Source organism: Actinomycetospora rhizophila (assembly GCF_042657905.1).
GTDB lineage: Bacteria > Actinomycetota > Actinomycetes > Mycobacteriales > Pseudonocardiaceae > Actinomycetospora > Actinomycetospora rhizophila.
Genome location: NZ_JBHSKG010000009.1, coordinates 32795 through 54301, shown reverse-complemented (window position 1 = coordinate 54301; position 21507 = coordinate 32795). Strand labels below are relative to the sequence as shown.

Below are 21507 nucleotides of genomic sequence, written 5' to 3'. Positions count from 1 at the left end.
TCAGCGTCCTCCTGTCGTGGCCTCCGCGGGAGCGAACCGCTCCCGCAGCGCCGGGCGATCGATCTTGCCGTTCACGTTGTGGGGCAGGTCGTCGAGCTCCGCCCAGCGCGCCGGCACCATGTACCTCGGTACCAGCTCGGTGAGCCGGCGTCGCACGTCCGTGGCCGGGAGCACGTGGCCCTCGGCCACCGAGTACGCGCAGCAGATCGTCGTGCCCTCGAAGCCGCCGGTCTCGACGCCGACCACCGCGACCTCGCGGATGCCGGGCACCGTGGCCAGCGCGGCCTCGATCTCGCCCAGCTCGATGCGGTAGCCGCGGCTCTTGACCTGCGAGTCCGCGCGGCCCAGGAAGTGCACGACCCCGGCGTCGTCGGTCCGGGCGAGGTCGCCGGTGCGGTAGAGCCGCTCGCCGGTGGCCGGGTCGGGCACGAACGCGGCGACCGTCTTCTCCGGGTCGCGCCAGTAGCCCGGCGACAGGCCCGCCCCGCCGATCCAGAGGTCGCCGACCTCGCCGACCGCGACCGGGGCCATCGCGTCGTCGAGCACGCGCAGCTCCTCGCCGTCGCACGCCCGCCCGATCGGCACCGGGACGGTCTCGTCGGCGGGGACCTCCGGGACGTCGTAGAAGCTCGACGCGATCGTCGCCTCGGTCGGCCCGTAGAGGTTGGTGAACCGCACGTGCGGCAGCCGGCGCATCCAGTGCGCGAGGACCGGCGTGGGCAGCACCTCCCCGCACCACAGCAGCCGCTCGAGCGCGGGGAAGTCGTCCTGGGCGACGACGTCGAAGCGCGCCAGGTAGGTCAGCACGCTGGGCACCGAGAACCACTGCGTCAGCGCCCGGTCGCGGATGAAGGCCGCCGTGGCCCGCGGGTCGACGCCCAGCGAGGCCGGGACGAGGTGCAGCTCGGCGCCCGCCGCGAGCGTCGCGTAGATGTCGAAGGTCGACAGGTCGAAGTGCAGCGGCGGGTGCCCGGACACCCGGTCGCCGGGGCGGGTGCCGAAGTGGCGCAGCCCCCAGTCGACGAACGCGAGCACCGTGTCGTGGGTGATCATCACGCCCTTCGGCACCCCGGTGGAGCCGGACGTGAACAGCAGGTGGGCGAGGTCGGTCGGCGCGACGCCCGGGTCGGCCGTGGCCGCGGTGAGCAGGTCGTCGCGGGTGAACGCGAGCCCCTCCTGGACGTCGATGGCCCCGACGAGCGGCAGCGGGCCGGGCAGCTCGGCGAGCACCTCGTCGAGCAGCGCGCGCGACGCGGCGTCGACCAGGACGATCTCGGGCTCGGCGGCGCCGACGATCCGCGCCACCCGCGACGCCGGGCCGGCCGGGTCGACGGGGACGTATGCCCCGCCGGCGCGCAGCGTCCCGATCAGCGCGGCGATCGTCCACGGGGCCTTCTCGGCGAGCACGCACACGCGCGCGCCCGGGGTGAGGCCGTGCTCCAGCAGCACGTGCGCGACCCGGTTGACCGCCCCGTCCAGCTCCGCGTAGGTCATCGTCACGTCGCTGCCGACGAGGGCGGGCCGGTCGGCGTGGCGCTGCGCCGAGACCGACAGGAGGTCCTGGAGGTGCCGGGAGGCGGGGCCTGCGGAGCTCGATCCGTCGATGCGGCTCATGCGCGCGCCGCCGCTCCCGCGCGGGCGAACACCTCGCCGGCGTGGCCGAGGTCCTCGGCCGCGGGCGGGATGTCCAGCACGAAGACGTCGGTGCCGCGCTCGAGGTAGCGGGCGACCTCCGCCGCCACCCGGTCGTGCGAGCCGACCAGGTAGGGGCAGAACGACTGGTAGTTCTCGAACGGCCCGAGCCAGTAGGGCTCCGGCTCGGCGTCGAGGTCGGCCGGCGCGGCCGGCGCCGTCGCGGCCGCCGCCAGCTGGTGGTGCCAGTGCGAGTCGGAGACCCGCATCGCCATCGCGTGCGCGACCTGCCCGGTGCGGTCGGCGGGGAAGCGCTCGTGGGCCACGCGCCACGCCTCGTCGGCGTCGTCGCGGGCGATGATCCCCATCCGCACGCCGCCGCCGGTGGGGCCGTCGGGCGCCTCACCCAACGGCTCCGGGTAGCGGATCGGGGTCGCGCCGATCTCCGCGGCGGCCGCCCGGCCGGCGGGCGAGGAGCCCGAGATGAGCACCTCGGGCATGAGCTCCGCGGGCATCGCCGGGGCGAGGCGCAGGTTCTCCACCTGGTGCCAGCGGCCCTGGTGGGTGACGGTCTCGCCGCGCAGCAGCGCGGTGAGGATCTGCGTGTACTCGACGGTGCGGGCGTACCGGTCGTCGTGCTCGGTGCGGTCGCCCAGCGCGACGAGGTCGTTCTTGAAGCCCCCGGCGAGCATGTTGAGGTGCACCGCGCGCCCGTGCAGGTACGCCAGCGAGGACACCATCGACGCGACCGTGTACGGGTGCATGTACACCGGCTGCACGGCCACCAGCGGCGCGAGGCGCGTCGTCGCCGTGATCGCGGTCTGGGCCACCAGCCACGGGTCGGCGATCCCGTTGTCGGTGTAGACGAGCATGCCCGCGCAGCCGGCCTCCTCGCTCCAGCGGGCGGTCGCCGCGACCGCGTCGAGGTAGTCCGCCGCCGCGACGTCCTTGGACTGCGGGCAGGTCGAGTAGACCGTCAGAGCGGTCATGCGGGCACTCCCTGGGTCCAGAGCACGTGGTGGCCCATCCACCACTCGCCGTCGAGTCGGGTGAGCAGCGTGTCGTCGGCGTCGAGGGCCGCGAGCACGCCCGGGTCCTGCGCGTCGACCAGCGCCCAGGCCGCCGGGCGGACCAGGCAGCGGCGCTCGCGCACCGCCTCGGCGAGCGAGGGCTCGAGGCGCCCGGACACGGCGGCCGCGCCGCGCGCGTCGGCGTCGGCGAGGAGGTGGTCGAGCACCGGGCCCGGGTCGGGCGTGGTGCTCGCGAGCTGCTGGACCTGCACGATCCCGCCGGCCGGCGCGAACGCGACGTACCAGCCGACCACCTTGCCGCCGCGCCCGCGCACCAGCGTGCGGACCACCTTGCCGCGCGCCGGGGCCACCGTGTCGAGCTCGGTGAACAGCGCCCGCAGGTACTCGGCGTCGTAGTCCGGGTGCAGGCGCCAGTGCCGCGGGGCCTCGGCCATCTGCTCGACCAGCGCCTCGACGGTCAGCGGCTCGCCGGTGAGCTCCGGGTCGGGCGCCGCGGCCGGGCGCGCCCCGACCCGCGGGATCCGCCGGACCAGCGCGTCGACCCCGCCGCCCGCGGTGCGCAGCGGGCCCGGGATCGACCGGCCCCGGTCACCGAGGTGCGCGGCGACCGCCGAGGTCGGGCGCAGCACGCGGTACCAGGCGAACGACGGGGCCGTGCGCACGCGCCCGCGCAGCTGGCGCCACATGCGGCGCATGAGGTCGGTGGCCCCGTCGGTGATCGTGAGGTCCTGCGGCCCGCGCAGGTAGGCGCGCGTCAGCAGGGCGCCGATCCCCGGCGTCGAGGGGTCCGCCACGAGGTGCCCCGAACAGCCCACCCGCAGCACCCGCCCGTCGAGGCGCATGCGTCGCGGGTAGGAGCCCAGGAACCCGATCACCCGGCCGTCGGACGCCTCGGCGACCAGCGGCGGGATCTCCGGGTCGGCCCAGACGGCGTCCAGGGTCGTGCGCGCCAGGTACCCGGCCAGTGGCGCCGGGGGCGTGTCCCGCCCGGAGCGGGCGAGCTGCTCGTAGAGCGAGGCGACCGCGGGCAGGTCCTCCCGCAGCAGGGGTCGGATTCCGGTCATGCGTCCTTCGTGTGCGCCCGCGGCTCCACGACGTACCCCTCGATGTAGAGGCGGTCGAGAGCGATCCCGGCGAACGTGTCGAGCGCCGTGCCCGGCGCCATGATCAGTGGCTGTCCCTTGACGTTGAAGGAGGTGTTGACGACGACGCCCGAGCCGGTGCGCGCCTTCACCTCGCGCAGCAGGCGGGCGAAGCCGGGCGCGAGGTCGTCGCGCACGGTCTGGATGCGCGCCGAGTCGTCGGCGTGGACGATCCCCTCGACGACGGCGCGCGCCTCGGGCCGGACCTGCGCCGTGGAGAGCATGTACCGGTCGGGCTCGAAGCCGCGGGTGACGAAGAGCCGGTCGACGTCCTCGTCGAGCACCGCGGGCGCGAACGGCCGGAACGCCTCGCGGAACTTCACCGCGCCGTTGATCCGCTCCTTGATCCGGTCGCCGTCGGGGCGGGCGAGGATCGAGCGGTGGCCCAGCGCGCGGGGCCCGAACTCCATGCGCCCGGAGAACCAGGCGACGATCCGGTCGGCGGCGATGTCGTCGGCGGCGCGGGCGTAGTACTCGTCGGTCTCGCCGACCCACGTCGCGGTCAGCTCGGGGCGGGCCTCGAGCGCGGCGCGCACGTCGTCGGCGGTGTAGGCGGGGCCGAGGTAGGGGTCGAACGGCCCGGTGACGGGCGCGAGGCCGCCGCCCTCGGTGCGCGCGACGTGCCACGCCGCGCCCGGGGCGGAGCCGTCGTCGCCGGAGGCGGGCTGGACGAACACCCCGTCGAGGCCCGGCAGGTCGGCGATCGACTGGTTGGCCTTGCAGTTGAGGAACGTGCCGCCGGCCAGGGCGAGGTGGCGCTCGCCGGTGCGCTCCAGCCAGTGCCCGACGAGCTCGACGAGCACGGTGGTGAGCCGCTCCTGCAGCGCGGCGGCGAAGTCCGCCTCGTCGCGGTGGATGTCGCCGTCGGGGGCCTGCGGGGTGAAGGCCGCCTCGGCGAGGAAGGCCCGGGCGTGCGGGTAGCCCCGCGCGGGCTCGTCGAGGCTGCCCGCGGGCCAGTCGACGACCACCGTGCCGCGCTGCGTGTCGGCGCGGGCGAGCTTCTCGAAGACCGGGCGGAAGCGCTCGGGGTCGCCGTACGGGGCGAGCCCCATGACCTTGTACTCGTCGTTGTTGAACTGGAACCCGAGGAACCGGGTCGCGATCGAGTAGAGGATGCCCAGCGAGGCGGCGATCGGGACGGTGTGCAGCAGCTCGAGGTCGTCGCCCGCGGCGCGGAACACCGACAGCGACTCCGCCTCGCCCATGCCGTCGCTGACCACGACGAGCGCCCGGTCGAAGCCGCTCGGGGCGAGCGCGGACTCGGCGTGCGCGACGTGGTGGCGCACCGGGCGGAAGCGCTCGGTGACGCGCGTCCAGCCGAGGTCGGTGAGGCCGTCGATCACCGTGGCGCTCGCGTAGACCTCGTCGAACGGGGCGCCGGCGATCTCGAACGCGCGGCGGTGGCGCTCGTAGTCGAAGCCGTGGGCGATGAGGTCGACGTCGTCGGGCGTCACACCGGCCTCGGCGAGGCAGGAGGCGATCGCGTGCACGGGCAGGGCCCCGGTGCCCTTCTCGCCGGTGAAGCGCTCCTCCGAGGCGGCCGCGACGAGGCGGCCGTCGACGATCAGCGCGGCCGCGCTGTCGAGCCCCTGGCAGATCCGCTCGTCGAGCGGGTCGATGCCGGGGTCCGAGGCTCGCAGGTGCTCCTGCGCGTGCGGCAGACCGGACAGGCCGAGAACGATCACGGCGCTCCTCTGGGGATAGGACACGACGTTGTGAGCGGTTCCACTATCGCCCCGGCGCTGTCGCCCCTGGGCGTGGGGGGCCTCCCGTGAAAAGGTCGTCTGTCCCGCTCCGGGGCCGGAGCGGCAGGAACCGGACAATTCTCTCCGGTCCTCTGTGACGGAAGACGCGCGGGGGTCACCCGGAGTTCCCGCCGCGTCCCCGGGAGTGAGCACCACGTCCGCCGGGCACCATCCCGACCATGGCTGACCGGTCCGATCTCGCCGCGTCCCTGCGCTCGCTCGACGGCGCGAGCTACGGGCGCTACAAGTCGCTGTCGGGGTCCTGGTCCGTGTCCGGGCTCCAGCTCGAGGTGCTGCGCGTCCAGGCCGACCCGTTCGCGCCGCCGAGCCGGGTGCGGCTCACGGTGGACGACGCCGGGCTGCCCGGCGACCTGGTCGCGACCGCCGACCGCCGCCGCGCGCTCGCCGCGTTCCTGCTGCGCGGGCTGCGCCGGACCCTGCGGGGCACGCCGGTGCACGTCGACGCCGGGGGTCCCGAGGTGCTCGACCGCACCGCCGGCACGGTGCGCGAGGACGGCGTCGTGGTGGTCGAGGTCGGCGTCCCGTTCCCGGGGCCGAAGCGGCGGATCCTGGGGCGCGAGGCCGCCACGCTGCTGGGGGAGACGCTGCCGGCCGCGGCGCGCGAGGCGATCTGCGCGGCGGACGTCGACGCGGCCCGGACGTTCGTCGAGACCGTCGAGGACGCCGTCGCGCTGCGGGCCGCGCTGGCCGACCGGGGGCTGGTCGCGTTCGTCGCCGACGGGGCCGTGCTGCCGCGGCGCAGCGGGGTCGACGACCGGCCGCTGGAGGGCGCGACGCCGTTCGGCGGGCCGCCGGAGCTGCGGGTGACGCTCACGGCGCCGAACGCCGGGGAGGTCGGCGGCCTCGGGGTGCCCGAGGGCGTCACGCTGATCGTCGGCGGCGGGTATCACGGCAAGTCGACACTGCTGCGCGCGCTGGAGGCCGGGGTCTACGACCACGTGCCGGGCGACGGGCGCGAGCAAGTCGTCACCCGGCCCGACGCGGTGAAGCTGCGCGCCGAGGACGGGCGCGCGGTGATCCACGACGACGTCTCCGCCTTCGTCGCGCACCTGCCCTCCGGCGAGCCGACCGACGACTTCTCGACCACCAACGCCTCGGGGTCCACGAGCCAGGCGGCGTCGACGGTCGAGGCGGTGGAGGCGGGCGCGGACGTGCTGCTCATCGACGAGGACACCTCGGCGACCAACATGATGATCCGCGACGCCCGGATGCAGCAGCTGATCGCGACCGAGCCGCTGGTGCCGTTCGTGGAGCGCGTCCGCCCGCTGCACGCCGAGCACGGGGTGTCGACGGTGCTGGTGATGGGCGGGTCGGGCGACTACCTCGGCGTCGCCGACACGGTGATCATGATGGACGCGTACCGGGCGTCGGATGTGACGGCGCGCGCCCACGAGATCGCGGCGGCCGGGACGTCGCGGGCCGTGGAGCACACCGGTTTCCCGGCGGTCACGCCGCGCGTCGTCGACCCGCGCTCGCTGGACCCGACGGCGAAGGGCAAGCGCCGGGTGACCGCCCGGGGGCGCGACACCCTGACGTTCGGCGAGGACGACATCGACCTGTCCGCCGTCGAGCAGATCACCGACCGCTCGCAGGTCGCGGGCATCGGGCGGGCGCTGGCGCTGCTCGGGGACGGCGTCCTCGACGGCACGATCACGCTCGCCGAGGGCCTGGACCTGCTCGACGCCGAGCTCGACCGCCGGGGGCTGCACGCCCTGCTCGACGGGCGCAGCGAGGACCTCGCCCGCCCCCGCCGCCACGAGGTCGCCGCCGCCCTCAACCGGCTGCGGTCGATGCGCCTCCGGCGCACGTGAATGGTATGGGTCGTCAGGACGACCCATACCACTCACATGGCGAAGCCATCACTCGACGATCTGGACCCGGTCGTAGACGTTCAGGCCGTTGAAGAACGCCTGGGCGTCGGGGTCGGCCATGCGCACGCAGCCCGCCGACTGCCGCGCCGGGTCGCCGCCGTGGAACGCGCGGCCGTTGTCGTCGAAGAACACCGACCACGGCATCCGCGCGTTGTTGTACTCCTTGGAGAGGTGGACCTCCTCCTTGCGCTGCACGGAGAAGAAGCCCACGGGCGTCTCCTTGCCCGGCGCGCCGTGGTTCATCCGCACCGGGCCGCGCAGGATGTTGCCCTGGCCGTCGGAGAGCCACGCCTCGTTGGTCGACAGGCGGGCGCAGGCCTTGACGTTGTCCTCGCACGGCATGGCGGCCTTCGGCACCGCCATGGCCACCGCCCCGAAGCTGCCGAACCCGGCCAGCGCGACGAGTCCGAGGACCAGCGCGGCGACGCGGCCGCCCACCCGCCGCCGGGCGCGCTCGCGCGTCTCCGGGGTGATGCCCATCCACGTGTGCCGACCCACCGTGCTCCTCTCGACGGTTCGCGCCGCAGCTCCGGCGCCTCCCTCTCAACGGCAGCGCGGGTGCCACGGACGAGTGGTCTGTCCGGGTGGTCACCAGGGGTGACGTACCGGCGACGCGCCGTGGCCTCGCGGCCTGCCGGGCGGGGACTCTCTCATCCCGATCATCGGCCGACGGGACCCCCCGGGGCGCTCGGCCGCCTTGCCCGATGTGCCCCTGAGCAGGAAAGTGACGCCGTGGCGGGAAAGGGATCCGGTGGGCGGGACGCGGGCGAGGAGCGCGCCGGCGTGTCGCTCACCAACCTCGACCAGGAGCTGTTCGCCGGCGCCGGGGTGACCAAGCGCGAGCTCGTCGACTACCTCGAACGCATGGCGCCGCGGATGCTGCCCGCGCTCGCCGGGCGCCCGCTGTCGGTGGTCCGGGCGCTGCGCGGGCAGAAGCCGTTCATGCAGAAGAACGTCCCGAAGTACGCGCCGGACTTCGTGCGCACGGTGTCGTTCTGGGCCGAGAGCTCGCAGCGCGAGGTCGCCTACGCCCTGTGCGACGACCTGCCCACGCTGCTGTGGTTCGCCAACCAGCGGGCCATCGAGTACCACCCGACGCTCACGCGCGCGGCGTCGATGGGCACCCCCGAGCACCTCGTGCTCGACCTCGACCCGCCCGAGGACGCCGGGTTCGACGCCGTCGTGGCCGCCGCGCACCTCGTGCGCCGCGCGCTCGACGACGCGGGCCTCGCCGGCGTGGTGAAGACCACCGGCGCGAAGGGCGTGCACATCCTCGTCCCGCTCGACCCGGGCCCGACCCACGAGGACGTCGCCGCCGCCACCCGCGCGCTCGCGGTGCGCACCGAGCGCCTCGACCCCGACGTCGCCACCACCGCGTTCATCCGCGCCGACCGCGGCGGCAAGGTGTTCGTCGACCCCACCCGCGCGGGCGGCTCGACGATCGCGTCGGTCTACAGCCCGCGCGTGCGCCCCGGCCTGCCGGTGTCGTTCCCGGTCTCGTGGGACGAGCTGGACACCGTGGTCCCGGCCGAGATCACCGTCGCGACCGCGCCGGAGCGCCCGGACCCGTGGAGCGACGCCGACGCCCGCCCGGCGCCGCAGGCGCTGCCCGAGGACCTCGTCGCCGAAGGGCACACGATCCCCGTCGCCCGCGTCCAGGCCATGCACGAGGGCAAACGCCGCAAGCGCGCCGCCGAACGCGGGGAGTGACGGTTCCCCGATCTCCTCGTGTCAGCGGCGTGCCGTCGCTGACGCCCAGTGTCCGTAACGCCACGCGCTCGCGAGGATCTTCGAGGTCGAGCGTCACGCAGGGTCGCCGAGGACGCCCGCGACGACGGTCGCGTCGTGCTCCTCGTCGCGCGCCACCGACGCCGTGAACCCCGCCGCGGCGAGGGCCTGGCGGGCGAGCGCGCCCTGGTGCGCGGCGCACTCGACGAGCAGGTGACCGCCCGGGCGCAGCCACGCCGGCGCCTGCGCGGAGAGCCGGCGCACGACGTCCACCCCGTCCCCGCCGCCGTCCAGGGCCGCGCGCGGCTCGTGCTCGCGCGCCTCCGGCGGCATGGCCGCGACGGCGTCGCTCGGCACGTACGGGGTGCTCGCGACGACGACGTCGACGCGCCCGGCGATCTCCGCGGGCAGCGCGGCGAGCAGGTCGCCGGCGTGCACGCCCGCGGCGCCGGGGAGGTTGGCCCGCGCGCAGGCGACGGCGGCGGGGTCGACGTCGGCGGCGTGCAGCACGAGCCCCGGGCGCGCGGCCAGCAGCGCCGCCCCGATCGCCCCGGTGCCGCAGCAGACGTCGACCACGGTCGCGCCCGGCGCGGCCACCGCCAGCGCCCGCCCCACCAGGAACTCGCTGCGCCGCCGCGGTACGAACACCCCGGGCGCGACGGCCACCCGCAGGCCCGCGAACCCCGCCCACCCCAGCACCTGCTCCAGCGGCTCGCCGGCCACCCGCCGGGCGACGGCGGCTTCTGGCGCGCCCGCCAGCAGCGCCGCCTCCTCCTCGGCGAACACGCAGCCCGCCGCGCGCAGGCGGGCCACCAGCGAGCTCACAGCCCCAGGATCCCCCGCGTCTCGGCGATCGTCGCGGGCCGGCGTCCCAGGTCCGCGAGCAGCGCCACGATCTCGTCGACGAGCTCGGTGTTGGTCGGCGTCCGCGGGCCCGCGTAGTCCTCCAGCCCCACCCGCACGTGCCCGCCGCGGCGTACCGCGGTCTCCGCCAGACCGGAGGCGACGACGTCGCCGCCGAGCACCGCGACCGACCACGGCAGGCCGGAGGGCTCGAGCATCTCGAGGTAGGCCTCGAGCGCGGTGGTGGTCGGCGGCAGCCCGAACTCCAGCTCGCCGCCGAAGTACAGCTTGACGATGGCGCCGCGCGGCACCCGCCCGTGGCGGTGCAGGGTCAGCGCCACCCGCAGGAAGCTCGGATCGAAGATCGAGATGGACGGCCCGGTGCCGTGCGCGGCGCAGCGGGCGAACATGTGCTCGGTGTCGGCGAGGCTGTTCTGGTAGGGCCCCGGGGCGGCGGCCGCGGCGATCGCGCCGTCGCTGGTCAGACCGAGGTTCACCGAGCCGGGGTCGACCAGCGAGAGCCCGCCGAGCCCGCGGCGGGCGAGCTCCTCGTGGTGCGCCCAGCGGGTCTCGATCGGGATGCCGCGGGCCCCGGCGGCCATCGTCGCGTAGAGCAGCAGGTCGGGGTGCTGCGCGAGCACGGGCGACCACGCCTCGAGGTACGGCTCGACGGGGTGGACCCCGGACGGCACGAACATCGCCTCGTGGTGGTCGTGCGCGATGCTCGCGCCGCGCGCCACGCAGGCGAGCATCTCGTCGGCGACCTCGGCCGGGGTCAGCGGCACGTGCGGGTTGACCGAGCGCGGCGTGGCGCCGTTGACGGCGACCTCGAGGATCACGGGAGACGTCACGCCCGCAGGATCGTCGCCACACGGCGCCGCGTCGAGGATCATCCGTGCCGTGGATCCCCTGACCCCCGAGGAGCTCGGCCGGGTGCGCGCGCTCGCGACCTCCTCGCTGTGCGACGCCGACAAGACCCTCGCCCTGCCCGACCCCGCGATCCGGGCGATGGTGCCCGAGGTCCGGATGGCCGGGCCCGCGGTCACCGTCGTCGCCCCCGACGACCACCTCCCGGTGCTCCTCGCCGCCGGGCAGGCGCCGCCGGGCTCGGTGCTCGTCGTCGTCAACCCGCGGGGAGCGCGGGCCGTCGCCGGCGAGCTGGTGGCCGCCGAGGCCCGCCGCAGCGGCCTCGCCGGGGTCGTCATCGACGGGTACTGCCGCGACGTCGCCGGCCTGCGCCGCCTCGGGCTGCCGGTGTTCGCCCGCGGCTCGACGCCCGCCTCGGGCAGCGCCCGCGACCCGCGGGGACTCGACGAGGGCCCCGTCGCGCTCGGCGGGGTGCCGGTACGGCCCGGCGACCTCGTGCTGGGTGACGACGACGGGCTCGCCGTCGCCACCCCCGACCAGCTGCGCGCCGCCCTCGCGGGCGCCGAGGAGGTCGAGCGCGCCGAGGCCGCCGTGCTCGCCGGGATGGGCGAGGGCCGCGGGCTCGCCGACCACACCAACCTCGCCGAGCACCGCGCCGCGCGCGCCGACGGCCGGGACTCGTCGCTGCGGTTCCTCGTCTGATGGGGGCCGTCCTCCTCGTCACCGGCGGCAGCCGGGGCATCGGCGCCGCCGTCGTCGCCCGCGCGGCGGCGGCCGGCTGGGACGTCTGCCTCACCTACCGCAGCGACGCCGACGCCGCGGAGAGCGTCGTCGCCCGCGCCCGCGAGGCCGGAGTGCAGGCGAGCGCGGTCCGCGCGGACGTGGCCGTCGAGGCCGACGTCGAGGCCGCGTTCGCGGCGGCGGACGCGCTCGGCCCGCTCGGCGGGGTCGTCGTCAACGCCGGGGTCGTGTCGCCGAAGTCGCGCGTCGACGCCATGTCGGCCGCGCGCGTGGCCGACATGCTCGCGATCAACGTGGTCGGCGCCGTCGTCACGTGCCGCGAGGCGGTGCGCCGGCTGTCGACCGCGCACGGCGGCCGCGGCGGGTCGATCGTGCTCGTGGGGTCGGCGGCGTCGCGGCTGGGGTCGGCGGGGGAGTACGTCGACTACGCGGCGTCCAAGGCCGCGGTCGACACCCTCGGGCTCGGGCTGGCCAAGGAGGTCGCCGACGAGGGCGTGCGCGTCAACGTCGTGCGGCCGGGGATCGTCGACACGGAGATCCACGCGTCGGGCGGGCAGCCCGACCGGGTGGAGCGCATCGGCCCGCTGGTGCCCGTGGGCCGCGCGGGCACGGCCGACGAGGTCGCCGCCGCGGTCGCGTGGCTGCTCTCCGACGAGGCGTCCTACTGCACGGGCAGCATTCTCGACGTCGCCGGCGGCCGGTAACCGGGAGCCCCCTCCCGGGTGGCCCGGCGCGCGCGGCAGAATCGCCGCCGTGACCGGCAGGTGGCGCAGCTACGTCGCGCTCGGGGACAGCTTCACCGAGGGCGTCGGCGACCCGGACCCGGCGACCGGGGCCGAGCGCGGCTGGGCCGACCGGTTCGCCGCCGCGATGGCCCGCCGCGACCCGGGGTTCACCTACGCCAACCTGGCGGTGCGCGGGCTGCTGCTCGACCCGATCCTGCGCACCCAGGTGCCCGAGGCCGTCCGTCTGCGCCCGGACCTCGTCAGCCTGTGCGCGGCGGGCAACGACCTGCTGCGGCCCGGCGCCGACCCGGCCGCGCTGGCCGAGCGCCTCGAGGGCGCGGTCGCGACGCTGCGGGCCACGGGCGCCGACGTGCTGGTGTTCACCGGGTTCGACACCCGCGAGAGCCCGCTGCTCAACCTCATCGGGCGGCGGCTGGCCGCGATGAACGACCACATCCGCGAGATCGCCCACCGCCAGGGCGCCCACCTCGTCGACCTGTGGGTCATGCCGCCGCTGTCGGACATGCGCGCCCGCACCGACGACCGGCTGCACCTCAACCCCGGCGGGCACGCCCGCGTCGCGGCGCGCGTCAGCGAGGTCCTCGGCCTGCCGCCCGAGGTCGACTGGCACGCGCCGTGGCCGGCGGCGGCGCCGACCACGTGGGGTCACCGCCGCGTCGAGGACGTCCGCTGGGCGCGCGAGTACCTGTGGCCGTGGGTGCAGCGCCGCGCCCAGGGCCGCAGCACCGGCGACGAGCGCACCGCCAAGCGGCCCGAGCTCAGCCCCGTCCCGTGACGGCGTGACTCACGGCCGGATCACGATCGGGTCGTCGACCAGGTGCACGTCGACCGGCGTCCGCGGGGTCCAGCGCGGCGGGGCGCCCGGGGACCAGTCCCAGCGCCGCGGCACCCGCTCCACGCCCAGCGCGTAGATCGTCAGCGTGCCGTCGTCGGCGATCCGCAGCCGCAGGAAGCCCTTGTGGTCCTCGATGCTCTGGGCGGCGAACAGCTCGTTGCGGTTGGCGCCGCGGGCGGCGAGCAGCAGGAACGTCGAGAGCACGAGGCTCGACAGGAGCCCCGCGGCCAGCACGACGAGCACGGTGGCCAGCGGGTCGTCCAGGCGGACCGCGACCACCGTCGCGCCGACCGCGACCGCCAGCTCCGGGATCGTCAGGCCGAGCCCCAGGAGGAACCGGCGCAGGCGCCCCGCCCGCTGCGGGACGACGAACGCGTACGACCCGCCCGCGACGGCCAGGCCCGCGATCACCGAGACCGCCGGGACGCCGAGCACCCACGGCACGATCACCAGGGCCGGCAGCAGCACGAGCAGGGGCAGCAGCAGGCCGTTGCGCAGCGGGAGGCGCCACAGCACCTTGACGGCCTCGGCGCGTGAGCCCTTCTCGGTGGGGAAGGTGCGCGGGCGCCGGACGTAGCGGTGGGTGCCGGTGGCGCGCTGCGGGCCGGGGGCGGCGAGGTCGGTGGTGACGTCGAGCGCCGGGGGCAGGAAGTGCGTCGGCGACGTGTAGGCCCCGCCGTGCCCCGCGGTGACCAGCACCTGCTCGTGCCCGGGGTGCTCGAGGCTGTACACGGCGTAGTGGTGGGTGTCGCCGGTGAGCACGAGCCGGATCGGCAGGTCCCGCCCGGCGAGGACGTCGCGCAGGAAGAAGGCGAGCCGGTCCATCGAGCGGTCGTCGCCGTCCTGCGCGCCGTACCAGGCGGGCGCCGCGGTGAGCAGCACGATCCGGTCGCCGTCGGGGATGGTCGAGACGACCTCGCGGAACCACTCGAGCTGCGTGGCGTCGACGTAGGTGTCGAGCTGGATGTCGATCGCCAGCACCCACCACCCGCGCGGCAGCGCGAGCGCGAAGTAGGAGCGGCGCTGGTCGGTGTCCCACCCGGCGACGTGCCGGCCCTGGCAGAACACCCGCAGGAACGCGGTGAGGCCGTCGTACCAGTCGTGGTTGCCGGGGATCGCGTAGACGGTGGGCGGCCCGGCCCCCGGGTCGGGGACGAACTGCTCCTGCAGCGGGCTCTCGAGGCGCTGCTCGTAGGCGAGCGTCCCGGCCACCGGGTAGACCTCGTCGCCGCCCAGCAGCAGCACCCGCCCGCGGGGGAGCACCGCGCCGTCGACGGTCAGCTCCGGCGCGCCGAGCAGGGTCGCGACCGTCGCCATCGCGCGGAACCCGTCCCCGGTGTCGCAGAGGAAGTCGAACCAGAACTCGCCGGACCCGTCCGCGTCGTGCACCGGCACGCCCTGCGCGAACGTCGTGCCCGCCATGACGTCGCGCTTGTCGGCGTAGGCCGCGACGGTGCTGCCGAGCACGACCGTCACCCCGGTGCGGATCAGCTCCGTCGGAGAGAGCCAGCGCACCGCCGGGAGCCGGACCGGTGCGCTGTCCCCCATGGGCGCACCGTAGTGGCGATCACAGGCTCGCGGTGGCGATCCGGGTCGCGTCGGCGATCGTGGCGCGGCCGTTCGTGCTGGCGGGGTCGGTCGGCGTGGTGAACACCGCGATCACCCACGGTGCCCGGTCCGGCGGCCAGACCACGGCGACGTCGTTGTTCTCGCCCTGCGCGCCCGAGCCGGTCTTGTCGCCGACGCGCCAGCCGCGGGGGAGCCCGGCGCGGATCTGCTCGGTGCCGGTGACGGCGCCGACCATCCAGCCGGTGAGCCGGTCGCGGCCGGCGGGGTCGAGGGCATCCCCGAGCACCAGCGCCCGGAGGTCGGCGACCATCGCGTCCGGGGTGGTCGTGTCGCGCTCGTCGCCGGGCGCGGTCTCGTTGAGCGCGGGCTCGAGGCGGTCCAGGCGCGTCGTCGGGTCGCCGAGGGTGCGGACGTACGCGGTGGTCGCCGCGGGCCCGCCGAGCAGGCCCGTGAGCAGGTTGGCGGCGGTGTTGTCGCTGACGACGATCGCGGCCTCGCACAGGGCGGCCACGGTCATGCCGGTGTCGACGAAGCGCTCGGTGGTCGGGGCGTAGGAGAGCAGGTCGGCGCGGGTGTAGCGGATCGTGCGCTCCAGCAGGCCGGGCTCGGTGCGGGCGCGCTGCAGCACCGCGGCGACCATGAGGACCTTCGCCGTCGAGCACATCAGCGCCCGCTCGTCGGCGCGGTGGGCCACCGCCCGGCCGCTGCCGGTGTCGAGCGCGAGCAGCCGGATCCGCCGTCCGGAGCGCTGCTCGAGCCCGGCGAGGGCCATCGGGGGCTCGGACAGCGGCGGGGGCGGGGCGGGTGCGGGCCCCGGCGCGCACCCCGCGAGGACGGTGAGGCCGGCCCCGACCAGCGCGGCGCGGCGGGTGATCATCCGCGGGAGGGTAGCGACCGGTACTCGAGGCCCGCGTCGGTGCTGTGCCACGCCACGAACCGGTCGAGCGTGACCACGATCGGCAGCGAGAACGTCATCAGCCACGCGTCGAGCGGCTGGTCGCCGAGCATCGGCGCGTACTTGCGCCCGAACGCGTCGAGCGCCTTCTCGACCTTCCCGAACGTGGACAGCCGGGCCCGGCCGCTGCCGGTGACGATGTCGGTGCCCTGCTCGGCGGAGTCGAGGGCGACGCTGACGAGGTCGTGGGTGCGCAGGTGGCCGATCTTGGCGGTGTCGGGCCTGCTGAAGATCGTCACCTTGGGGTCGTCCCATGCGAACCAGACCGGCACCGTGTGCGGCCGCCCGCCCGCGTCGACGGTGCCGAGCCAGATCACCGCCTCGGTCGCCAGGCGCTGCGCCGCGTGGGCGTCGCCGGGCACGGCGGGATCGAGCAGCGGAGTGGCCACGACGCGGACCTCACCACGACCACACACGGGCGGCAAGCACCACCGGGGCAACCCCTCGACGGGTGATCTTCGCAGGGTGCGGCCGGATGCCCTCTCGACACGGAGCCCGGTCGGCGATTCGATGTGCCCTGATCAGCGGTGTGACGGAGGGGGACGTGTGATGACCAGCGCGACGAGTGGTGCGGCCGTGCGCCGGTCCTCCAGCGGGTGGGGCTGGATCATGGCCTCGGGGGTCATCGGCCTGTTCGTCGGGATCCTGGCGCTCCTCTTCCCCGTCGTCACCGTCATCTTCGCGGCGATCGTGCTGGGGATCGGCCTGCTCGTGCAGGGCATCCTCGAGATCGGCGTCGCCTGGCGGGCCGAGACGGGGTCGACGGGCCGCGGGTGGCTCGCCGCCTTCGGCATCCTGGCGCTGGTGGCCGGCATCCTCGTGCTCTTCCGGCCGGGCGCCGGCGTCGTCGCGCTCGCCTGGGGCCTCATCCTCTGGTTCATCATCGTCGGCGTCCACGACCTGATCGTCGCCGGCTCCGAGCGCGAGCACCGCGCCTGGAACATCGTCCTCGGCGTCCTGAGCCTGATCGTCGCGCTGATCCTGCTGTTCTCGCCGTCGACGGCCGTCGGCACGATCGCGGTCATCGTCGCGCTGGGCTTCCTGCTCCGCGGCGCGGCGGACGTGGGTCTCGCGCTGAGCATGCGCCGCAGCGCACGATGAGGGCATGGATGCGCGCGAGACGGTCGGGCGCCGCTACGGCGAGCACCTGACCGACCGCGACCTCCTGGCCCTCGCCGACGGCGAGCCGAGCCGGGTGGCCCCGCTGCGCCGCCGTCCCGAGCTGCTGCTCGACCTGCTCGACCGCCCGGCGGTGGCCGACGCGGTGCTCGCCGCGCGGCGCGACGAGGGCGGGCGCTTCCGCCACGTCTCGCCGTTCCTCGTCTTCGCCGCCGCCGTGCACCGCACGGGCCGGGCGCTGGTCGGGCGCCTGCACACGCCCGACCGGACCGCGCCCCGCACCCGGGTGCCGATCTTCGACGCGCCGGTGCTCGCGGCCTTCGCGGCGGACCCCGAGCACCGCCTGCACCTCACCGAGCTGCTCGCCTCCTACTCCCGGCCGGCCTCGGGCGTCGTGTGGCGCCGCGACGAGTGGGGCCGGCACGCCGAGCGCTGGGACGAGCTCGACCTCCCGGCCCTCGCCCGCCTGCTCTCCGCCGTGCCCGCCGACCAGCAGCCCGGGGTGTGGCGCCGGATCGGCGACGGCGCCCTGTTCCTGGCCGGCGTCTTCCCCGAGCACGCCGAGCGGACCCTCGGGGGCGCGGGCCTGGCCCGCCTGGCCGGGTCGGGCGACGGCCCGGTGACCGAGCTCCTCGAGCAGCTCGCCGGCCGGGCCTACGCGCAGGTCGGCGCGGCGGTGCCCGTGGGCGTGGCGCAGTCGCCGCAGCTCGCGCGCCGGTTCCTCGCGCTCGTCGCCGAACGCCACCTCTTCCCGTCGGGCGGGCTGCTCAGCGCGGGGCGGTGACGAGCGGGTCAGCGGTAGGGGAACCAGACGAGGTCGACCATCGACCTACGCGTCGGCCTTGGCCCGGGTGACCTCGAGGGGTTCGTCGTCCGGGCTCGGCTCTCCGGTGATCAGCTCGGCGGCGCGACGGAGGTTGCGGCGGTACTGATCCGGTCGGGACTGCATCGCAGCGAGGCCACGCAGAGGCGTTCGCACAGAGTGCCGGCCCGCCCGAGGAGCCATGATCGCCCCAGGTGCTCCGGGAACCCTGTGAGACCAGGGTCCCAGGAGCACCCGGAGCGATCATGCGGCTCAGCCCTCCGGGGAGGTCCGCGGCGCGGGCACCGTCGCGGGGCGGGCGAGGTCGGGGTGCGCCGGACCGGCCCAGCGGCACGCGAAGACGTCCCAGTAGCAGGTGCGGTCGTGGACGTGCCCGTGACGTGTCACGCGGGTGGCGGGTCGGGGCGGGGCGTCGACGCTCATGGTGGGCCTCCTTCGGTCACCGAGAGTCCTGACGGTGACAGCGGGTGCTCGACGACGCCAGTAGTCATCACTCGAACGGCCCTACGTATTCGGCGCTGGGTGTGCTGGCGCGCACGCAGGGTCGGGGCACGACAGAATGCGCGCCGTGGAGGCCGCCGAGCTCGTCCTGCCCGATCCCACCCGCCCCGGCCTGCACGACGTCATGCCGGCGCTGCTGGACGCGGTCACCGGGGGCCCGGCCCGTCTCGGGCTCCCCCCGGTGCGCGCCGCCGCCCTGCTGCTCGTCGACGGGCTGGGCCACCGCCTGCTGCACGAGCACGCCGCGGACGCCCCGTTCCTCGCCGCGATGGCCGACCACGGCCCGTTGCTCGTCGGCTTCCCGAGCAGCACGTCGATCAGCGTGACGTCGCTGGGCACCGGCCTGCCGCCGGGCACCCACGGCACGCTCGGCATCCGGTTCCGGGTGGACGGCACCCTGCTCGACTCGCTGAGCTGGACCAGCGACGCCGGCGACGCGAGCGAGCTCCTGCCGCCGGAGACCGTGCAGCCCCACCCGACGGTCTTCGAGCGCGCCGTGGCCCGCGACGTCGGCGCCACCGTGGTGTCCGCGCGCGCGTTCCGCGCCTCCGGGCTGACGCGCTCGGCGCTGCGGGGCGCGCGGTACCGCGGGGTCGGCGCGTTCGGCGACCTCGCCGCCGAGCTGCTCGACGCCCTCGGCCGCCCGGGCGCCCAGCTCGTCTACGGCTACCACGCCGACCTCGACCAGCTCGGCCACCTGCACGGACCGGGCTCCACGGCCTGGCGCTGGCAGCTGCGCCAGATCGACCGGCTCGTCGAGCAGCTCGTCGCCGAGCTCCCCGCCGGCACCCTGCTCGCCGTCACCGGTGACCACGGGATGGTCACCGTCGACCGCCGCCACGACGCCGACACCGAGCCCGACCTGCGCGTGGGGGTCACGATGGTCGGTGGCGACCCGCGCGCCCGTCTCGTCTACACCCGCGACGGCGCCGCCGACGACGTGCTCGCCGCCTGGCGCGGCGTACTCGGCGAGGACGCGTGGGTACTCCCGGGCGCGGAGGTCGTCGAGCGCGGCTGGTTCGGCGCCCTGGACGACGGCGTGCGCCCGCGCGTGCCCGACGTCGTCGCCGCGCTGCGCGGGACCGCCGCGGTCGTGCGCAGCGAGGGGGAGCCGCTGCTCTCCCGCCTGCCCGGCCAGCACGGTTCGCTGACCGGGGACGAGCACGTGGTGCCGCTGCTGGCGGCGGCACGGGCCTGAGACGACCCGAGACGGAGGAGCCATGCCCGGACTCGACGGGCGCATCAGCCAGGGATGGGGCGGGACGCCGCCGAACGGGGTGCACGTCAACGTCGTGCTCGCGCAGCGCGCCTCGCCCACGGCCGCCGCGCTGACCACGGCGTTCGCGTCGCCGGGCCCGGGGTTCGCGCCGATCCTCGTCAGCGTGGGGCCCGACCAGCCGTCCTACGAGACGCTGCTGCCGCCGACGATCATGCTCAACAAGATCCCGACGGACAGCCGCGAGGTGGAGAGCCTGGTGTTCGGCGCGTGCCAGGTCGGGGTGGCGCGCGGGGTGCTCGACGCGGTCGCCGCCGAGCTGCTCGCGGCCGACCAGGAGACGCTCGTGTTCGTGTCCCTGTGGATCGACGCGACCGCCGGTGACGAGGACGCCGTGTGCCGCGCGGCCCGCGAGGCGACGAGCCGCGCGGTCGCCGAGGCCGTGCAGGGCCGGCCGCCCGAGCGCGCGCGCCGGCTCGTCGACGAGCGCGACACCGTGACCCATCCCGCGTACGGGCGATGAGTTCCGCGGCCGGGCGCCGTCACACCCTCGGAACCCGACACGAGGAGGAGCCGTGGACGACGTCTGGTCGCTGGTGCACGCGGAGCGCGCGGCGCTGATCGACGACCTGGAGCGCAGCGACCACCGGCGGTGGGACGAGCCCTCGCCGTGCCCCGGGTGGACGGTGCACGACGTCGTCGCCCACCTCGTCGACACCGCGCGCACGACCCGCCTCGGGTTCGCCGTCGGGCTCGCCCACGCCGGGTTCGACTTCGACCGCCTGAACGCGCGCGGCGTGACGCGGGAGCGGGGCGCCACCCCGGCGGAGACCCTGGACCGGCTCCGCGCGGCGGCCCCCCGCCGGACGACCCCGCCCGCGCCGCTCGACTCCCGGCTGGTCGAGGAGATCGTGCACGGCGAGGACGTCCGCCGGCCCCTGGGCCTGGTGCGCACCTACCCGGCCGCGGCCGTCGTCCGCGCGCTGCGGCTGCAGGCGCGGACCCCGGGGTCGTTCGGCGGCGCGAAGGAGCTCGTGGCGCGCGTCCGGCTGGTCGCCACCGACACCGACCTGGCGCTGGGCGACGGCCCGGAGGTGCGTGGGCCCGCGCTCGCGCTGCTGCTCGCCGCCTGCGGGCGGCCGACGGCGCCGGGGGAGCTCGCCGGGCCGGGGACCGCCCTCGTCAGAGATCCAGCGTGAGCCGCCCGCACCCCTTCTCGGCGCGCGAGACGCAGATGAACAGCGTGGTCTGGTCGGCGCGCTCCTCGTCGGTGAGCAGCGAGTCGCGGTGCTCGGCGCGGCCCGCGAGCAGCGGGGTCTCGCACGTCCCGCAGGTGCCCTCGCGGCACGACCAGAGCGCCGGGATGCCGGCCTCCTCGGCGACGGTGAGGATGCTGCGGTCCGGGGGCACGGTCACGGTGACGCCGCTGCTCGCGAACTCGACCTCGAAGGCCTCGCTGCCGGTCGCCACGACCTTCGGGGTGAACCGCTCCACCCGCAGGCTCCCCGGGGACCAGCCGGCCATCAGCGCGTCGACGGCGTCGAGCATCGGGGCCGGCCCGCAGGCGTAGACGAGCGTGTCGCGCCGCGGGGTCGCCAGCAGCCCGGCGAGGTCGAGCAGCCCGACCTCGTCCTGCGGGGCGAACCGCACCCGGTCGCCGTACCGCGTCAGCTCCTCGACGAACGCCATCGAGGACCGCGAACGCCCGCCGTAGAGCAGCGTCCAGTCCGCGCCCGCCGCCTCGGCCGCCGCGATCATCGGCAGGATCGGGGTGATCCCGATGCCGCCGGCGACGAAGACGTAGCGCGCCGAGGGCTCGAGCGCGAAGTGGTTGCGCGGCGCGCCGACGGAGACGATGTCGCCGCCGTGCAGCTTGTCGAACACGTGCTCCGAGCCGCCGCGGCTCGCCGGCTCGCGCAGGACGCCCAGGCGCCACCGCGTCCGGTCGGCGGGGTCGGAGCACAGCGAGTACTGGCGGACCAGACCCTCGGCGAGGTGCACGTCGACGTGCGCGCCGGGCGCCCACGCGGGCAGCTCGCCGCCGCGGGCGCAGCCCAGCGTCAGGGAGACGACGCCGTCGGCCTCGTCGCGGCGCTCGTGGATGATCATGTCCATGGTGGCG

22 protein-coding genes are annotated in these 21507 nt (G+C 75.8%); 10 read left to right on the top strand and 12 right to left on the bottom strand.

The features are described from left to right. Genes ACFPK1_RS17660 through ACFPK1_RS17645 form a run of 4 tightly spaced genes read right to left on the bottom strand, consistent with a single transcriptional unit; the run spans position 1 to position 5490 of the window. The gene (locus ACFPK1_RS17660) at positions 1-1614 is read right to left on the bottom strand and encodes an amino acid adenylation domain-containing protein (protein ID WP_378022253.1); all 1614 of its coding nucleotides are present in this window, start codon (positions 1612-1614) and stop codon (positions 1-3) included. Continuing rightward, positions 1611-2621 (bottom strand): LLM class flavin-dependent oxidoreductase, encoded by a 1011-nt coding sequence (locus tag ACFPK1_RS17655; RefSeq protein WP_378022252.1) that lies wholly within the window; start codon positions 2619-2621, stop codon positions 1611-1613. Before ACFPK1_RS17655 ends, ACFPK1_RS17660 begins: the two co-directional genes overlap by 4 nt. Then, complete coding sequence (locus ACFPK1_RS17650; RefSeq protein WP_378022251.1) at positions 2618-3727, bottom strand: GNAT family N-acetyltransferase; 1110 nt, start codon at positions 3725-3727, stop codon at positions 2618-2620. The genes ACFPK1_RS17655 and ACFPK1_RS17650 overlap by 4 nt, the downstream gene beginning before the upstream one ends. Continuing rightward, positions 3724-5490, bottom strand: a complete 1767-nt coding sequence (locus tag ACFPK1_RS17645; protein ID WP_378022250.1) for a carbamoyltransferase family protein — start codon at positions 5488-5490, stop codon at positions 3724-3726. Before ACFPK1_RS17645 ends, ACFPK1_RS17650 begins: the two co-directional genes overlap by 4 nt. A gap of 239 nt (positions 5491-5729) precedes the next feature. On the opposite strand from ACFPK1_RS17645, the gene ACFPK1_RS17640 reads away from it, so the two are divergent. After that, positions 5730-7382, top strand: a complete 1653-nt coding sequence (locus ACFPK1_RS17640; RefSeq protein WP_378022249.1) for a P-loop domain-containing protein — start codon at positions 5730-5732, stop codon at positions 7380-7382. Between the two features lie 48 nt (positions 7383-7430). Here ACFPK1_RS17640 and ACFPK1_RS17635 read toward each other — a convergent pair whose 3' ends face one another. Next, positions 7431-7940, bottom strand: coding sequence for a L,D-transpeptidase (locus ACFPK1_RS17635; RefSeq protein WP_378022248.1), 510 nt, complete (start codon positions 7938-7940; stop codon positions 7431-7433). A gap of 234 nt (positions 7941-8174) precedes the next feature. Between ACFPK1_RS17635 and ligD the strand changes: the two genes are divergently transcribed. After that, a complete protein-coding gene (ligD, locus tag ACFPK1_RS17630; protein WP_378022247.1) occupies positions 8175-9152 on the top strand; it encodes a non-homologous end-joining DNA ligase in 978 nt (325 codons plus the stop codon). Between the two features lie 93 nt (positions 9153-9245). Here the strand turns inward: ligD and ACFPK1_RS17625 are convergent, their stop codons facing one another. Then, positions 9246-9995 (bottom strand): putative protein N(5)-glutamine methyltransferase, encoded by a 750-nt coding sequence (locus tag ACFPK1_RS17625; RefSeq protein WP_378022246.1) that lies wholly within the window; start codon positions 9993-9995, stop codon positions 9246-9248. Further along, on the bottom strand, positions 9992-10864 hold the full coding sequence (locus ACFPK1_RS17620; protein ID WP_378022245.1) for a beta-keto acid cleavage family enzyme: 873 nt from the start codon (positions 10862-10864) through the stop codon (positions 9992-9994). Before ACFPK1_RS17620 ends, ACFPK1_RS17625 begins: the two co-directional genes overlap by 4 nt. A 49-nt stretch (positions 10865-10913) precedes the next feature. On the opposite strand from ACFPK1_RS17620, the gene ACFPK1_RS17615 reads away from it, so the two are divergent. From ACFPK1_RS17615 to ACFPK1_RS17605, 3 genes are read left to right on the top strand one after another with little or no spacing between them, the layout of a single operon-like run. Beyond that, the gene (locus ACFPK1_RS17615; RefSeq protein WP_378022244.1) at positions 10914-11582 is read left to right on the top strand and encodes an RraA family protein; all 669 of its coding nucleotides are present in this window, start codon (positions 10914-10916) and stop codon (positions 11580-11582) included. Continuing rightward, positions 11582-12325 (top strand): SDR family oxidoreductase, encoded by a 744-nt coding sequence (locus ACFPK1_RS17610; protein WP_378022243.1) that lies wholly within the window; start codon positions 11582-11584, stop codon positions 12323-12325. Before ACFPK1_RS17615 ends, ACFPK1_RS17610 begins: the two co-directional genes overlap by 1 nt. A gap of 49 nt (positions 12326-12374) precedes the next feature. Further along, the gene (locus ACFPK1_RS17605; RefSeq protein ID WP_378022242.1) at positions 12375-13142 is read left to right on the top strand and encodes an SGNH/GDSL hydrolase family protein; all 768 of its coding nucleotides are present in this window, start codon (positions 12375-12377) and stop codon (positions 13140-13142) included. 9 nt (positions 13143-13151) lie between these two features. Here ACFPK1_RS17605 and ACFPK1_RS17600 read toward each other — a convergent pair whose 3' ends face one another. The 3 genes from ACFPK1_RS17600 to ACFPK1_RS17590 are packed head-to-tail and all read right to left on the bottom strand — an operon-like array spanning position 13152 to position 16115. Continuing rightward, on the bottom strand, positions 13152-14750 hold the full coding sequence (locus tag ACFPK1_RS17600; protein WP_378022241.1) for a metallophosphoesterase family protein: 1599 nt from the start codon (positions 14748-14750) through the stop codon (positions 13152-13154). Positions 14751-14769: 19 nt separating this feature from the next. Further along, entirely contained in the window at positions 14770-15648 is an 879-nt protein-coding gene (bla, locus tag ACFPK1_RS17595; protein ID WP_378022240.1) for a class A beta-lactamase, read from the bottom strand. After that, positions 15645-16115: a pyridoxamine 5'-phosphate oxidase family protein gene (locus tag ACFPK1_RS17590; protein ID WP_378022239.1), complete on the bottom strand. Its 471-nt coding sequence runs from the start codon at positions 16113-16115 to the stop codon at positions 15645-15647. The genes bla and ACFPK1_RS17590 overlap by 4 nt, the downstream gene beginning before the upstream one ends. Before the next feature lie 160 nt (positions 16116-16275). Here ACFPK1_RS17590 and ACFPK1_RS17585 point away from each other — a divergent pair, with 160 nt between their 5' ends. Then, a complete protein-coding gene (locus ACFPK1_RS17585; RefSeq protein WP_378022238.1) occupies positions 16276-16827 on the top strand; it encodes an HdeD family acid-resistance protein in 552 nt (183 codons plus the stop codon). Between the two features lie 4 nt (positions 16828-16831). Further along, positions 16832-17629, top strand: coding sequence for a hypothetical protein (locus ACFPK1_RS17580; RefSeq protein WP_378022237.1), 798 nt, complete (start codon positions 16832-16834; stop codon positions 17627-17629). Positions 17630-17920: 291 nt separating this feature from the next. On the opposite strand, the gene ACFPK1_RS17575 is transcribed toward ACFPK1_RS17580, so the two are convergent. Further along, positions 17921-18091, bottom strand: coding sequence for a hypothetical protein (locus tag ACFPK1_RS17575; RefSeq protein ID WP_378022236.1), 171 nt, complete (start codon positions 18089-18091; stop codon positions 17921-17923). A gap of 136 nt (positions 18092-18227) precedes the next feature. Between ACFPK1_RS17575 and ACFPK1_RS17570 the strand changes: the two genes are divergently transcribed. The 3 genes from ACFPK1_RS17570 to ACFPK1_RS17560 are packed head-to-tail and all read left to right on the top strand — an operon-like array spanning position 18228 to position 20584. Next, positions 18228-19367 (top strand): alkaline phosphatase family protein, encoded by a 1140-nt coding sequence (locus ACFPK1_RS17570; protein ID WP_465252224.1) that lies wholly within the window; start codon positions 18228-18230, stop codon positions 19365-19367. A 22-nt stretch (positions 19368-19389) separates the two neighbouring features. Further along, positions 19390-19908: a formaldehyde-activating enzyme gene (locus tag ACFPK1_RS17565; RefSeq protein WP_378022235.1), complete on the top strand. Its 519-nt coding sequence runs from the start codon at positions 19390-19392 to the stop codon at positions 19906-19908. A gap of 52 nt (positions 19909-19960) precedes the next feature. After that, positions 19961-20584 carry a maleylpyruvate isomerase family mycothiol-dependent enzyme gene (locus tag ACFPK1_RS17560; protein WP_378022234.1) on the top strand — a complete coding sequence of 208 codons (624 nt, stop codon included), beginning with the start codon at positions 19961-19963 and terminating at the stop codon, positions 20582-20584. Here ACFPK1_RS17560 and ACFPK1_RS17555 read toward each other — a convergent pair. After that, a complete protein-coding gene (locus ACFPK1_RS17555) occupies positions 20568-21500 on the bottom strand; it encodes a PDR/VanB family oxidoreductase (protein ID WP_378022233.1) in 933 nt (310 codons plus the stop codon). The genes ACFPK1_RS17560 and ACFPK1_RS17555 overlap by 17 nt on opposite strands. Positions 21501-21507 lie beyond the last annotated feature (7 nt).

Excerpts from the sequence above, each read along its gene's own strand:
- ACFPK1_RS17600 (WP_378022241.1), bottom strand. The coding sequence starts at position 14,750 with ATGGGGGACAGCGCACCGGTCCGGCTCCCGGCGGTGCGCTGGCTCTCT.
- ACFPK1_RS17580 (WP_378022237.1), top strand. The coding sequence starts at position 16,832 with ATGGATGCGCGCGAGACGGTCGGGCGCCGCTACGGCGAGCACCTGACC.
- ACFPK1_RS17650 (WP_378022251.1), bottom strand. The coding sequence starts at position 3,727 with ATGACCGGAATCCGACCCCTGCTGCGGGAGGACCTGCCCGCGGTCGCC.
- ACFPK1_RS17660 (WP_378022253.1), bottom strand. The coding sequence starts at position 1,614 with ATGAGCCGCATCGACGGATCGAGCTCCGCAGGCCCCGCCTCCCGGCAC.
- ACFPK1_RS17570 (WP_465252224.1), top strand. The coding sequence starts at position 18,228 with ATGCGCGCCGTGGAGGCCGCCGAGCTCGTCCTGCCCGATCCCACCCGC.
- ACFPK1_RS17555 (WP_378022233.1), bottom strand. The coding sequence starts at position 21,500 with ATGGACATGATCATCCACGAGCGCCGCGACGAGGCCGACGGCGTCGTC.
- ACFPK1_RS17655 (WP_378022252.1), bottom strand. The coding sequence starts at position 2,621 with ATGACCGCTCTGACGGTCTACTCGACCTGCCCGCAGTCCAAGGACGTC.
- ACFPK1_RS17585 (WP_378022238.1), top strand. The coding sequence starts at position 16,276 with ATGACCAGCGCGACGAGTGGTGCGGCCGTGCGCCGGTCCTCCAGCGGG.
- ACFPK1_RS17610 (WP_378022243.1), top strand. The coding sequence starts at position 11,582 with ATGGGGGCCGTCCTCCTCGTCACCGGCGGCAGCCGGGGCATCGGCGCC.
- bla (WP_378022240.1), bottom strand. The coding sequence starts at position 15,648 with ATGATCACCCGCCGCGCCGCGCTGGTCGGGGCCGGCCTCACCGTCCTC.
- ACFPK1_RS17640 (WP_378022249.1), top strand. The coding sequence starts at position 5,730 with ATGGCTGACCGGTCCGATCTCGCCGCGTCCCTGCGCTCGCTCGACGGC.
- ACFPK1_RS17565 (WP_378022235.1), top strand. The coding sequence starts at position 19,390 with ATGCCCGGACTCGACGGGCGCATCAGCCAGGGATGGGGCGGGACGCCG.
- ACFPK1_RS17575 (WP_378022236.1), bottom strand. The coding sequence starts at position 18,091 with ATGAGCGTCGACGCCCCGCCCCGACCCGCCACCCGCGTGACACGTCAC.